This is a genomic window from Weizmannia acidilactici, assembly GCF_008974185.1.
Classification (GTDB): domain Bacteria; phylum Bacillota; class Bacilli; order Bacillales; family Bacillaceae_C; genus Weizmannia; species Weizmannia acidilactici.
This window is the reverse complement of the sequence record NZ_BKZP01000006.1, coordinates 102,791-115,346: the sequence shown is the minus strand read 5'-3', so window position 1 is coordinate 115,346 and position 12,556 is coordinate 102,791. Positions and strand designations below refer to the sequence as shown.

Here is a 12,556-nt window from a genome sequence, read left to right as displayed (position 1 = left end):
CGCGTTTCGGGACTTTCACCTTATAGCGTGCAGCCATGCTAGGCGCACCCCAAAAAGCGTGGGCGATTCAATGATAATCGCCCACGCTTTTTTGCGCTCCGGTCCTCCCGTACGCCTTCAATTCTTTTTATAAACCGGATGCAGCTTGCTCCCTTCCAGCACTTCGAATAGTTCTAAACGGGATTTGGTGCAGGCCGTTTTGATACCCATCTCCGAAAAACTGGATACGACCTTTTTTAAATGATCATGATTTTTTTTCATATGATCACCCCATGTATATATTTTACTTCCGACATTTTTCCTTACTTATGTATTACCCTTTATCCAATATCTTACACGAAATACCTTACGATTTTATTAAAATTCTCAGTTTTTTTCGTGAGAGGCCTGTGGATTTGACAAAAGGTATGATCATCATGATTCATTTCTAATATAACAAAAAATCAGGAAAATTGTAAGGGGTTTCATAGATATTTTTCTATCGCTATCATCAACGGACAGCACCTTGTAAATATTTTCGTACCAAAAGATTATACTGGACATCACAACGGATATATATTACGATAAATAGTTGAATTATATTTCGGATGCACGGGAGAAAAATGCAGCCACCATTTACCGCTTTCTCCCATACTCATATTCTCTGGATGCAAGGAAGTGTGCCTACCAAAATGTCCGGCCTGTTGAACGATTTTGCCATGAAACTTCAAAGCTATCTTCAGCCTGAAAGAGAGTCCCACCAAAATCTTGTCCAAAAAGGGCTGTTGTTGTACCGCCAGCATCTTGTCTATGGAAAACGGGTTTCGGGGCGGTTTTTAACCGGGAAAGTCCAGGACGTTTCGCCGGTGGAGTGCCGGCTGGATCTGGAAAACCCGCTGGATTGCGAATGTTCCTGCCCGCAGGACGGTTTTTGCCGCCATCAGCTCGCTTTATTTTTCTCTGCGTACAGTGAAGAAAACAGCGTGTTTGATTGGGTGCAGCAGTGGAAAAGCCGGAGTGCTGCCGGGCAGATTCTGCAATCCGTCAAACGGGCAAGCGAGCTTCTGAAACAGAAAAAGGATGCCTACTCCCAACCAAGCATCACGCAATGGCTGGCTGACTTTCATGCCGCTTTTCAGGAAATAAACAACCGCCATGAATACTTGATGGATATTTCTGCAAGGCAGGTATACCACCGGCTGACCGGTTTTTTGCCGGTTGAACAGGAATGGGAGCCATTGTACCGGTTAATCGCCGCTTATGAAATGTTTAAATATCTCAACCGGATCTGCCGGGAAAACGAATTTTTTTCATCAGCTTCCTTGCTGCGCTTTTTTGTTGAGGAAGCAGAAGACTCACTCGTCCGGCTGTCGTCCGGTTCCATTCCGTTTGCTTATGATCCGTTTATCGGTTATTTGCGCGATGACTGCTGGTGGCTTGCGGACGGGGAATCCGTATATGAATTCGATTCAGTTGACTTTTACCGGATGCTCTGGTCCCGACTGCTTAAAAATGCCAATTGGAGAAAGCAGGAAGCCGAACGTTTAAGGGCGAAAATTGTAAACGGAATTGACACAGGAGAAAAGCTTTCTTCTGCTGCGGTGCTCTGCTTCATCCACCAGGCATTTTTGTCCGGGAATGACGATACGGCCCTGAACACATTGGAACAGCTGGCAAATAGCGGGATGATGACGGCCGTTTATATACCTTATTGGCTGGCGGAATTGAACATGCATCATTCGGAAGGCAGGCTGTACCGCTATATTTCCGCTTCACTTCCGATGGTTTCGGCCTTCTTACAAACATGCAGGGATGCTTACGACAGGCTTTCCTATATGCGCCTTTATTTCCGGTCTGTGGATGAAAAGGCTTTGGCGGAGCATCAACCGAGATTGCTGGAAAAACTGTACCGGACGTTTTTGCCCTCCAGCTCCGCGAAATACGGCGATCATTTGTTTTCCAAAGAGCGGTACCACAAATGGGTTGAGCTCCAGCTTTTGATCGGCAATCAGATTGAAGACATTGAAAAAGAAAAACTCAATTTGATTGCAAAGCAAGAACCAGAAGCCCTCCTCCCGCTCTACCATAGGGCGGTAAATGCCTGTATCGCAGAAAAAAACCGCAGTTCTTACAAAAAAGCGGTCCGGTATTTAAAAAAATTAAGGGCGGTTTATCGGAAGAAAAAAGAGGAAGACAAGTGGGATTCGTTCTTTTATGTTTTAACGCAGCAGACAAAAAGGCTGCGCGCTTTTCAGGAAGAATGCAGGAAGGGAAAACTAACCGATGCGGATGGAATATGATGTAAAAATTAATATAGAACCATTGCAGAAAGGACGCTATTTTTTGTTTGCCGAGGATGAATCAGGCAAAGAGATTGCTCCCCTTTATTGGAAGCCATCTCTTTTTATTTGGCATGAGGAAAGCTATTACGGCTCTTTCATATCGTTTACGTCTCACGGCGGGCATCATGGCATCGGGATCGACAGCTATATGCTCATGTCCCTTCTTGGAAAAGAAAGCTTCAGTTCAATGCTGCGGTGGGATTGGGATGAGCGGGGACAAATCTATTTGGCCGCCGCCCCTGTTCTGCTCGAGTCCGTTTTAAGCGGCGGATGGCTTGCGGAAGCCGCATCCCTTCCAGAAGAAGATCAGCCTATTTTTGAACTCCCGCAAGCGGTGATGGATGAATTCGTCCCGCTTTTTTGGAGTCGGAAGCTTGGCGGGAAACCTTTGAAAACCGTGTTGGCCGAATGGTACGGGGAAGCCGTGCGTTCTTTTATCGATAGCCGGCCGGGGATCAAGCCGCAGCTGGGCATGTTGCGGAAATCCGGTTTTACAAAACAGGAACTTGGCTTGTATTTCGACGAAAAGCGCTTCTCTATTTGGACCGGTGATGCCGGCCTCCCTTTTTCGATTGGCATCCGGCTTTCTGAACCCGCCCATGATGGTGGCCAATGGAAATTGGAAACGGTGTTGAGGGATCGGGCCAAACCGGATCGGATGCTCGTCTATCCGAGGCAGAAACTTTACAAAAAATGGAAGGAATATGAAAATGCTATCCGGCTTGAGCAGGCAAGGTGGATCAAACTGTTCCCTTGGCTTAAAGACGAAAACGGAAATTTGGCAGAACAGCTGGAAGAAAAGCTGGCATGGGAATTTTTAATCCATGCCAGCGAAAAGCTGCTCTCGCTCGGTGTCGATATTCTGCTGCCCCCGTGGTGGTCTTCCGTCAAAGATGCCAATATGCGGCTGAAAGCGAAAATGAAACAACACGCCAGTTACCGGTCCTTCCTCGGCCTCAATACCGTACTCGATTTTGATTGGCGCATCTCGTTAAACGGGACGGAATTGAGTGAAGAAGAATTCCGGAACCTTGTAAACGGGGGGCGGCGCCTTGTAAAAGCCGGCGGGGAATGGATCAAACTTGATCCGGCGATGATCAAATCGCTGCAGGCGCTCATGGAAAAAGCCAAAAAAGAAGGCTTGCGCATCCAGGATCTGCTCGGGCAGGAATTAGCGCCCGAAGAAGAGGAACCACCCGGTGAGGGGGATGCGCGCGCATTTACCCAGATTCAAATTGAGCTGAACCAGTCATTAAAAAAATTTGTACGGACATTATCAACCCTGTCGGAAATCCCTGCCGTCAAAATTCCGGATGGGTTTAAAGGGCATTTAAGGCCGTATCAGCAGCTCGGGTTGAATTGGCTAGTATTTTTGCGGAACTGCCGCTTCGGGGCCATTTTAGCGGATGATATGGGGCTTGGCAAAACCGTGCAGCTCATCTCCTACCTTCTCCATGTGAAACATGCGGAAAAACCGGAAGTACCGGCGCTGATCATTTGCCCTACGTCTGTTTTAGGCAACTGGCAAAAAGAATTTGAAAAATTTGCCCCTGATTTAAACGTTGCCCTCCATTACGGAGCGGGCAGGGAAAAAGAACAATTGGACAAGTATTACGGAAATGCTGATATCGTTTTAACCAGCTACGGGCTGGCGCATATTGATTTTGAAGAACTGTCTTGTGTTGAATGGAGCACGGTTGCCCTTGACGAGGCGCAAAATATCAAAAATGCGCAAACGAAGCAGTCAAGGGCAATCCGGAAACTGAAAGGGCGGCACTATATCGCTTTAACTGGCACGCCGATGGAAAACCGCTTATCGGAACTGTGGACGATTTTTGATTTTACCAATAAAGGCTATTTGGGGAGTCTTCCGCAATTCCAAAAGCGTTTCATTGCCCCGATCGAAAAAGACGGGTCTAAAGAAAAAATCCGCGAGCTGCAGGCGCTCATCAAGCCGTTCCTGCTGCGGCGGACGAAAAAAGACCCGGAAGTCGAGCTGAATTTGCCTGAAAAACTGGAGCAGAAAGAATATTGTCCGCTGACGGCAGAGCAGGCGGCATTGTACGAAGAAACGGTACAGAGCGCGCTTCAGCAACTCGATACATTAAGCGGATTTGGCAGAAAGGCCCTGATTTTGCAGATGCTGAACCGCCTGAAGCAACTGTGCAACCATCCGGCCCTTTTCCTGAAAGAAGAAAAGCCTTCCCTTCTCTTGGAAAGGTCGTATAAATTGGAAAAACTGGCCGAATTGGTGAATTCAATTTTAAACACGGAAGAATCGTGTTTGATTTTTACACAGTATATCGGCATGGGCGAAATCATCCGGCAAATGATCAGACAGCAATTCGGGCTCAAAGTCCCGTTTCTGAACGGGAGTATGCCGAAAGCAAAGCGCGATTACTATATCCGGGAATTTCAAAACCAGGCGTTCCCTATTTTCCTACTCTCGCTAAAAGCCGGGGGAACAGGATTAAATTTAACGGCAGCCAATCATGTGATCCACTATGACCGCTGGTGGAACCCGGCTGTAGAAAACCAGGCAACCGACAGGGCGCATCGCATCGGGCAGCGGAAATTTGTCCATGTCCATAAATTCATTGCTACCGGCACTTTAGAAGAAAAAATCGATGAAATGCTCAAGAAAAAGCAGGCATTGAATGACGAAATCATCCAAAGCGACGACTGGATCACGGAACTGTCCAATGCCGAGCTGAAACATTTGGTCATGCTTGAAGGATAATGGGCAGCCGCCCGCATCTTCTATGATGTGGAGCGGCTTTTTCCATTTAATCTTGCTTTAAATTCCTCGATTAACGCCTCGCCCTCATACCCTTTCTGAACCAGATCCCGTAATACCTTTTCTGCAAGCGCAATCCTCCTCGAACGCATTGTCCCTTCCAGCAAAACGCTGACCGTTCCGCCAAATTCTTTGATGCCGCGGACATGGGTCGTCAGCGGGGCCGGGTCGTTGTTCTCATAAGTGATGACGACTTCCGTTTCCAGTTCTTGCTGATTTTTTTCGGCTTCGGCAAAAAACGGGGCCTGCCCGCTGTCCATATAAGCCTCAATCAGCCATGTGCCTCTGCCGTCTTCTTTATTGATAATCAACCCGTCAATAAAAGGGATTTTCTTCCGTTCGCCGGATTTTACAATGGAAAGCGATACAATTTTAAACGTTTTCATCGTTTCCCTCCCTGTCCATTTGGCAAAATTATACCATACTTTTTCTAAAGCTTCCCTGCCGCAAACCCTTTATAAATTTTCCGGATTTGCGGTTTTTGGCTGTTTTTCATGCCGAAAAATGCAAAAATTGCCCGGGAAAAATTGAATTTTGCCGGATCAGCATGCCCAATTTTTGAAAAATGCCGATTTTACACAAAATTGTAAAGCCATTAAGATAGAAATAGAAAGGGGGTGGCACAGTTGATCAACCAGGTCACTTTGGTCGGGAGGCTTACAAAGGACCCGGAACTCCATTATACCGCGGACGGAAAACCCGTTTTAAATATCACTTTAGCTTTAAATCGCCATTACCGCAATCAGTTTGGCGAAACACTGACGGATTTTGTCCAGTGTACGCTTTGGAATAAAATTGCCGAAAATACAAGCAAATATTGCGGGAAAGGTTCGATACTCGGCGTTATCGGCAGAATCCAGACCCGCCATTATGACAATAAAGAAGGGAAAAGGGTGTACGTCACGGAAGTCATTGCCGATACAGTCCAATTTTTAAGCAGACGGCCGGAAAACAAACCGTTGCAGGAAGCCGGCCAAGGAGGGTAAGATGTTTTGGAAGAAGCTGCGAAAAGGTTGGATGCGCTCGAACGGGTACTGGCGGACATGATTGTCAAACAAGGATTGATCAATCAGCAGTTTACCATCTTGATGGCTGAAATGAAAAGGATCGATAAGCAGCTCCGCAGTATGTCCGTCCAAGTGCAGTACAAAAACTAAGTTTTTTTACTTTCCTTTTTCATTTTCCTTTCTTATCGAATGATTCCCCAAATTTCCCCATCAGAAAGATTTTTTCAAAGACTCCCCAACGATCCCCAAAATATTTTCAGTCAGCTGTTCGCACAGCTGATTTTTTTATGTAAAAAAAGCGATTAGGCAAACGACCCTCCGCTTTTCTATTTTCCCAGGGCAAACATAATTTCAGCTTCGCAAGCGAGCTCGCCGTCGACTGTGGCAACGGCTTTGCCTTTTCCGACCGGTCCTTTCAGGCGGATGATTTCCACTTCAAGACGAAGCTGGTCCCCCGGCCTTACCTGCCGTTTAAACCGGCATTTGTCGATTCCGGCAAACAGCGCCAGTTTGCCGCGGTTTTCTTCTTTTTTCAAAATGGCGACCGCCCCCACCTGCGCAAGGGCTTCAACAATCAAAACGCCCGGCATAACCGGGTACTCGGGAAAATGCCCGTTAAAAAATTCTTCATTGCCCGATACATTTTTAATGCCTACCGCACGTTTCCCTTCTTCGACTTCAAGAACTTTATCGATCAGCAAAAAAGGGTAACGGTGCGGAATAATTTCTTTAATCTGTTGCAAATCAAGCATTGGCAAATCCTCCATCATTTAAAAATCGGCCGTTAAGAACGGATGCTGTTCACAAGACCCATCATCTGGTCCGATATTGTAATGGCCCTCGACTGCAGCTGATAAGAACGCTCAGCTTTGATCAAGTCCGTCATTTCCATCCCAAGATCCACGTTCGATTTTTCAAGGGCGCCCTGCTGCATGGAGATCTGGCCGCGGTTTGCACCCGACAAGTCTGTATAAATTTGTGCGGCATTTACATTTTGCGGCAGCTTCAGCAGATTATTCCCGTCCTGTTCCAGCACTTGCGGGTTATTCATTTGGACAACGCCAAGGTTAAAACTTCCTGTTGTGCCGTTTGCGTATGTAACCTGCAGCCTCCCATTCTGATTGATGGCATAATTTTTAACGTTACCTTGAATCATGATCATGTTGTCATACTCATCTAAAACCGGATTTCCGTTCCCGTCTGTAAGCATGCTTGTATGATTCCCAACCGGGGTAACTTCCAATGCACCGGCCCGGGTAAATTCCACTTCGCTCATGCCGTTCGTTTGCACGAGCACTTTCAAATACTGGTTTTCTTTTGTAAAAGCGATATCAAGGGCGCGGCCAGTATTCTCCAATAGCCCTTGCGAAGTGTTGTAAGCCGTCTGGGCCAGTTTTGCACCAGTGCCGATCCGGATGCCGTCCGGCGTTTTCCTTCCTACTTCTTTTGAAACAACCGGCTGGTTATTGATCTGCTGGACAAGCAGATCCGTAAATGTCGCCTGTTTGCTTTTATAGCCTGTTGTATCGGCGTTTGCGACATTGCTGCTGATGATATCAATTTTATTCTGCAACTGCCTGAGCGAATTTGTTGCTGTGATCATGGATTGATTCATGGCGGCACCTCATTTCCGATTAAACTTTGCCGACGTCATTGACCGCTTTGCCCAAGCTTGAATCATAAGCCTGCAGCACTTTTTGGTTGGCTTCGAAAGAGCGGTACGCACTGATCATGTCCGTCATTGTTTGTGTTTCATCCACATTGGAAGCCTCCAAATAGCCCTGTTTGATCTGGAAGCCGATCCGCTGGGCGTAAGCATTTGGAAGCTGTGCGTTATTTTGGAGCGTGTATAAACCGTCCCCTGTTTTTACGAGCAAATCCGGATTTTGGGCATACGCCAACCCTACTGTATCCACATATTGGCCATTTTCCGTAATGGCGCCGGTTGGATCAACAGAAAAATCGGTACTGTTGACTTGAATGCGGCCACCCGCAGTATTCAGGACGTAATTTCCGGAAGCAGTCGTTAAATATCCTTGTGAATCGACCGTAAAGTTTCCGTTCCGCGTATATTTTATATTGCCACCGCTGTCTTCAACAGGAAAGAATAAACGGCCTGTAGATGCAGGATTATCAACAATGGCCAGATCGGTTTTGTTGTTTGTTTCTTCAAGGGAGCCCTGCGTAAACAGCGGGATGGTCTCCTGCATGTAAACGCCGGTTGCCAGCGACCCGACCGAATGCTCAATCTCGCCTGTTGTCCCGTTTTTATTCATATAGCTGAGCAGCATCTTTGGAAACGACCGCATCGATGATTGGTCTGCTTTATAACCGGGTGTATCTGCATTGGATAAATTATTGACGAGCATATCCGTTTTCCGCTGTTGTGCAATCATTCCGGAAGCCGCTGTATAGAGACCTCTTAACATCGCCATCCACCTCACTGGAAAAGTGTAACGGGTGCTTTTCCGTTTTCATCAAACGTTTGATTAAACAAGCCTTCTTTTTGAAATCTTATCAATGTTTTCAAGCATTAAGCCTGTCCCAATTGCCACTGAACTCATCGGGTTATCCGCCACCAATACCGGCACTTTGATTTCTTCGGCGAGCAGCTGGTCGATGCCGTGCAGGAGGGCGCCGCCGCCGGTTAAAATCACGCCGCGGTCGATGATATCAGCAGAAAGTTCAGGCGGAGTTTTCTCCAATACATTTTTGGTTGCATGCACAATCACGGATACCGATTCGCGCAATGCTTTTTCAATTTCGGAAGATTTGACGGTAATTGTGCGCGGAAGGCCGGAAACCATATCCCTCCCCCTGATGTCCATTTCTTCATTACGGGCACCCGGGAATACCGTACCGATATTGATTTTGATGTTTTCCGCCGTGCGTTCACCGATCAGGAGCTTGTATTCCCTCTTGATATATTGCAAAATCTCATTATCAAACTTGTCGCCAGCCATTTTAATGGATGAGCTTGTCACAATGTCGCCCATCGATAATACGGCAATATCCGTTGTTCCTCCACCAATGTCTACAACCATATTGCCGCTCGGCTGGAAAATATCCATTCCGGCACCGATTGCCGCCACTTTCGGTTCTTCCTCCAGATAAACGTTTTTCCCGCCGCTTTTTTCTGCCGCTTCACGGATTGCTTTTTGTTCAACGCTTGTGATATTCGTCGGGCAGCAAATCAGAATGCGCGGTTTGGATAAAAAGCCCTTGACATTCAGCTTGTTGATAAAGTGCCGCAGCATCGTTTCCGTCACATCAAAATCGGCAATGACACCGTCTTTCAGCGGACGGATCGCCACAATATTCCCCGGCGTCCTTCCCACCATGCGGCGCGCTTCCTCCCCGACAGCAAGCACTTTATTGGCCGTTTTGTCAATTGCCACAACAGACGGCTCATTTAACACGATGCCCTGGCCTTTAACATGGATCAATACGTTAGCGGTGCCCAAATCAATTCCAATATCCTTTGCAAACATGAATGTGCTCCTTCCTCATTTTCCATACTTTATAGGACGATTTATCTATAAGCAGTCTATGAATGTCTGTTTTCTCTAAGTAACTATTTTACCACATTCTTGTCGAGTTTCGGGAGGATTTGTCAAATTTTATTTTCCGCATTTTGCTGCTGTTGCAGCCTCGGAAATCACCGGGGACATGTTTAGAGGGACTTTCTAAGAAGCGGACTTTTTGTCCCATCAAAAAGAAGCAACCGCCTGTTTCGGTTGCTTCTTTTTGAACGTGGAAACCGGCTGCCTCTGGTGGGCTTATGCAACCGTTTTGCTATTCTGTAACTTGGTATTCTTCCTTTTTATACTTCTGCTTCGTTGCTTCCCCTCCGCGCAAGTGGCGGACCGATTTATGGTAATCCAATATATTCTTTACTTCATTTGCCAGTTCCGGGTTGATTTCCGGCAGTCTTTCCGTCAAATCTTTATGGACAGTACTTTTGGATACGCCAAACTCTTTCGCAATCACGCGAACCGTTTTTCTCGTCTCCACGATATACTTTCCAATCTTGATAGTCCTCTCTTTGATGTAATCGTGCACACTACTCGCCCTCCCCAAAATTGGATGTGAGGAGTGTGAAATGAGACTCGCTGACCTCAGATTCGTACTGTATCCCGCAGTCGTTCCTGTCAAGGGCAGCTTCTGCGGCAGAAAGTCAATTCCTTTCTGATGCTGCAAGAAATAAACAAGTCTGTAACGAAAACGCTCCCGTATTTAACGATTCCTCACCTCAAACACTCTCGCTTTTTGTCAAGTTTGTAACAGTTTATTAGCTTGGATTACATTTTATGCAAAAAAACAAAAGAAAGGGCCGGCCGGACGGCTACTTGCACGCATAAAAAAAGGATAGAGCCTTTCTGTCCTCTATCCCTTAGGGAAAGTTGTTATTTGCTTCCCTGGCCCGCAGACGTGTCTTCAGAAGCCTGGTTTTGTTTGGATTGGCTGTTGCCGGAGGTTGCATCCGGAAGTTGGACATCGCTGACTGGTTTATTGAAATAGTTTTCCGGATTGACTGCAACATCGTCTTTGCGGATTTCAAAGTGGAGATGCGTGCCTGCTGCTTTGTTCAGTTCGCTTTGGCCGGCTTTTGCAAGTAGTTGGCCTTGTTTTACTGCATCCCCTTCTTTAACGGCAATGTCTTTCACCGATTGATATTCGGTGACGACACCTTTATCATGTTCCACTTCAATGACATTCCCTAAAACTGCATCTTCCTGCACTTTTGTTACCGTTCCGCTCATTGCCGCGACAACATCAAAAGATTTGCCGTTTGTCATCGTAATGTCAATGCCCTGGTTCGGCTGGTAAGTGTTTTCGTATACGACAAGTGCAGCTTCCTGATCTTTCACCGATGCGTTCGGATCGTAAAATTTCTTCTCGATTTTAGCCATTTCAGGATGTTTCACCGGCATTTTGAAATTTTCAACCGCTTTATTGACTTCTATTGCCCGGTTTTCGGAATTCTTCTGGCTGATGGATGTGTCACTCGAGAATTTTTCTTTCGCCGAATTGCTTCCCAGCGATTGGTACCAAATAATCCCGGCAATTAACAGCGCCGCGCTGGCTAAGTAGAGCGCAGGATATACCCAGCGTTTTTTTAAGAAATTTTTTATGTTCTTTGGTTGAGAAGGCCGTTTCTTTTCTTCCTCTCTCATTTTCATCACCTCAGCAACCATTCTGAACATTTCTTTATTTGTTTATACATAGATTTTAAAAAATTTTTAAGACGCTGCTCCCCGGGTTATTTTTCCGCCAGCATGCGGGGATTGACAATGGCATCAATCGGTACGATCTCCACTCCTTTATAATAATACGTAACAATGGCTTTATAATCCTTTCCTTCCTTCGCCATACCGTTTGCGCCATATTGGCTCATGCCGACACCGTGCCCGTAACCTTTCGTGGTGACCACAATTTCATTGCCTTTTCTGACCCATGTAAAATCCGACGAAGGAAGGCTGAGTTTATCCCTGACCTGCCTGCCGGTAAAGACATTGCCGGCGATTTGGATTTTTGCAACCCTTTTCCCTTTTGTCCTGGATAAAACGGTGCCCATATCGTTGGAAGAAAGTTTGATCCCGAGCTTTTGTTCAAAAACAGGCACAGATATGACCGTTTCTTTTTTAAATTTTGGTGAAGTTTTATCCCACGGGCTTTTAACGCTTTTTAAATAAGGAACCGGGTTTGTCCAGTAATCTTCCGCATTTTCCGTATAGCCGTTGCTTGTGGAAAAGAAGGCCGCGTCAATCGGCTTGTTGTGGTAGGTGATAATTTCCCCTTTTGTGGCTGAAACTGCTTTTTTGATCTTATTTAATTTTGCCCGGTACTGTTTTCCCCAAATCTTTTTCAGCTCATCATTGCTTAAATATACTTGGTCATTTACCGTATCTGTTACATCGGCATTTTGCGGTAAATCGCTGTTGCCGCCGTATAACAGCCGGTTCACAATGAATGTGCGCGCCGTCAATGCCTGAGCTTTCAACGCTTCCATCCTGAACTGTGCCGGCATTTCCGCAGCGACAACACCTGCTACATAGTCTTCCATCGGCATTCGGTCAATCTTTTTTTCCATGCTTCTATACACTGACACTTGGATTGAATCCGTTTCTTTCTCTCCCTTTGGCTGTTTTTTTTCATTTAATTTCCCGCTGGCTTTTTCGTTCTGGAACGGAAGAACAACAAGGGCGGGGATGAGAAAGGAAAAGGCGAGAACGAGGATGGATGCAATGATAACGGGTTTGATTGGTTTCATGCCTGATGCCTCCATATGTTTAGGTGGTGGAAAACCTATACTCCAACTTATGGCTTTGGACAAGCATTTATGAATAAAAAGTCAGGAGGCGGCAGGGTTTAAAATTTGCCTAAGGCGTCCATACTGGAAATATGGCTTCAGGTAAAAAAAAACCCTG

At 46.2% G+C, this 12,556-nt stretch carries 13 protein-coding genes; 4 read left to right on the top strand and 9 right to left on the bottom strand.

Annotated elements, in window-relative coordinates; genetic code table 11:
• Nucleotides 1–117: 117 nt before the first annotated feature.
• Complete coding sequence (locus BpJC4_RS16050) at nucleotides 118–261, bottom strand: Lmo0850 family protein (protein WP_172967446.1); 144 nt, start codon at nucleotides 259–261, stop codon at nucleotides 118–120.
• 398 nt (nucleotides 262–659) lie between these two features.
• Here BpJC4_RS16050 and BpJC4_RS04355 point away from each other — a divergent pair, with 398 nt between their 5' ends.
• Nucleotides 660–2,279: an SWIM zinc finger family protein gene (locus BpJC4_RS04355; RefSeq protein ID WP_253718590.1), complete on the top strand. Its 1,620-nt coding sequence runs from the start codon at nucleotides 660–662 to the stop codon at nucleotides 2,277–2,279.
• Complete coding sequence (locus tag BpJC4_RS04350; RefSeq protein WP_151697573.1) at nucleotides 2,263–5,061, top strand: DEAD/DEAH box helicase; 2,799 nt, start codon at nucleotides 2,263–2,265, stop codon at nucleotides 5,059–5,061. Before BpJC4_RS04355 ends, BpJC4_RS04350 begins: the two co-directional genes overlap by 17 nt.
• A gap of 20 nt (nucleotides 5,062–5,081) precedes the next feature.
• Here the strand turns inward: BpJC4_RS04350 and BpJC4_RS04345 are convergent, their stop codons facing one another.
• The gene (locus BpJC4_RS04345) at nucleotides 5,082–5,504 is read right to left on the bottom strand and encodes a YwpF-like family protein (protein WP_151680064.1); all 423 of its coding nucleotides are present in this window, start codon (nucleotides 5,502–5,504) and stop codon (nucleotides 5,082–5,084) included.
• Between the two features lie 240 nt (nucleotides 5,505–5,744).
• On the opposite strand from BpJC4_RS04345, the gene BpJC4_RS04340 reads away from it, so the two are divergent.
• Both BpJC4_RS04340 and BpJC4_RS16045 read left to right on the top strand, forming a co-directional pair.
• Nucleotides 5,745–6,104 (top strand): single-stranded DNA-binding protein, encoded by a 360-nt coding sequence (locus BpJC4_RS04340; RefSeq protein ID WP_151680065.1) that lies wholly within the window; start codon nucleotides 5,745–5,747, stop codon nucleotides 6,102–6,104.
• 6 nt (nucleotides 6,105–6,110) lie between these two features.
• Nucleotides 6,111–6,275 (top strand): hypothetical protein, encoded by a 165-nt coding sequence (locus tag BpJC4_RS16045; protein ID WP_172967447.1) that lies wholly within the window; start codon nucleotides 6,111–6,113, stop codon nucleotides 6,273–6,275.
• 176 nt (nucleotides 6,276–6,451) lie between these two features.
• Here BpJC4_RS16045 and fabZ read toward each other — a convergent pair whose 3' ends face one another.
• The 7 genes from fabZ to spoIID all read right to left on the bottom strand — a co-directional run bounded on the left by fabZ (nucleotide 6,452) and on the right by spoIID (nucleotide 12,399).
• The gene (fabZ, locus tag BpJC4_RS04335) at nucleotides 6,452–6,877 is read right to left on the bottom strand and encodes a 3-hydroxyacyl-ACP dehydratase FabZ (RefSeq protein WP_151680066.1); all 426 of its coding nucleotides are present in this window, start codon (nucleotides 6,875–6,877) and stop codon (nucleotides 6,452–6,454) included.
• 32 nt (nucleotides 6,878–6,909) lie between these two features.
• Complete coding sequence (locus tag BpJC4_RS04330) at nucleotides 6,910–7,740, bottom strand: flagellar hook-basal body protein (protein WP_151680067.1); 831 nt, start codon at nucleotides 7,738–7,740, stop codon at nucleotides 6,910–6,912.
• A gap of 19 nt (nucleotides 7,741–7,759) precedes the next feature.
• Entirely contained in the window at nucleotides 7,760–8,554 is a 795-nt protein-coding gene (locus BpJC4_RS04325) for a flagellar hook-basal body protein (RefSeq protein WP_151680124.1), read from the bottom strand.
• Nucleotides 8,555–8,614: 60 nt separating this feature from the next.
• Nucleotides 8,615–9,616, bottom strand: a complete 1,002-nt coding sequence (locus tag BpJC4_RS04320) for a rod shape-determining protein (protein WP_151680068.1) — start codon at nucleotides 9,614–9,616, stop codon at nucleotides 8,615–8,617.
• Nucleotides 9,617–9,920: 304 nt separating this feature from the next.
• Nucleotides 9,921–10,187, bottom strand: coding sequence for a sporulation transcriptional regulator SpoIIID (gene spoIIID / locus BpJC4_RS04315; protein WP_151680069.1), 267 nt, complete (start codon nucleotides 10,185–10,187; stop codon nucleotides 9,921–9,923).
• Nucleotides 10,188–10,531: 344 nt separating this feature from the next.
• Nucleotides 10,532–11,308 carry a stage II sporulation protein SpoIIQ gene (spoIIQ, locus tag BpJC4_RS04310; RefSeq protein WP_253724285.1) on the bottom strand — a complete coding sequence of 259 codons (777 nt, stop codon included), beginning with the start codon at nucleotides 11,306–11,308 and terminating at the stop codon, nucleotides 10,532–10,534.
• 80 nt (nucleotides 11,309–11,388) lie between these two features.
• A complete protein-coding gene (gene spoIID / locus BpJC4_RS04305) occupies nucleotides 11,389–12,399 on the bottom strand; it encodes a stage II sporulation protein D (RefSeq protein WP_151680071.1) in 1,011 nt (336 codons plus the stop codon).
• Nucleotides 12,400–12,556 lie beyond the last annotated feature (157 nt).

Bases quoted from the DNA above. Each gene is read 5' to 3' on its own strand.
- BpJC4_RS16050 (WP_172967446.1), bottom strand. From the start codon at position 261: ATGAAAAAAAATCATGATCATTTAAAAAAGGTCGTATCCAGTTTTTCG.
- BpJC4_RS04350 (WP_151697573.1), top strand. From the start codon at position 2,263: ATGCGGATGGAATATGATGTAAAAATTAATATAGAACCATTGCAGAAA.
- BpJC4_RS04345 (WP_151680064.1), bottom strand. From the start codon at position 5,504: ATGAAAACGTTTAAAATTGTATCGCTTTCCATTGTAAAATCCGGCGAA.
- fabZ (WP_151680066.1), bottom strand. From the start codon at position 6,877: ATGCTTGATTTGCAACAGATTAAAGAAATTATTCCGCACCGTTACCCT.
- BpJC4_RS04330 (WP_151680067.1), bottom strand. From the start codon at position 7,740: ATGAATCAATCCATGATCACAGCAACAAATTCGCTCAGGCAGTTGCAG.
- BpJC4_RS04325 (WP_151680124.1), bottom strand. From the start codon at position 8,554: ATGTTAAGAGGTCTCTATACAGCGGCTTCCGGAATGATTGCACAACAG.
- BpJC4_RS04320 (WP_151680068.1), bottom strand. From the start codon at position 9,616: ATGTTTGCAAAGGATATTGGAATTGATTTGGGCACCGCTAACGTATTG.
- spoIIQ (WP_253724285.1), bottom strand. From the start codon at position 11,308: ATGAAAATGAGAGAGGAAGAAAAGAAACGGCCTTCTCAACCAAAGAAC.
- spoIID (WP_151680071.1), bottom strand. From the start codon at position 12,399: ATGAAACCAATCAAACCCGTTATCATTGCATCCATCCTCGTTCTCGCC.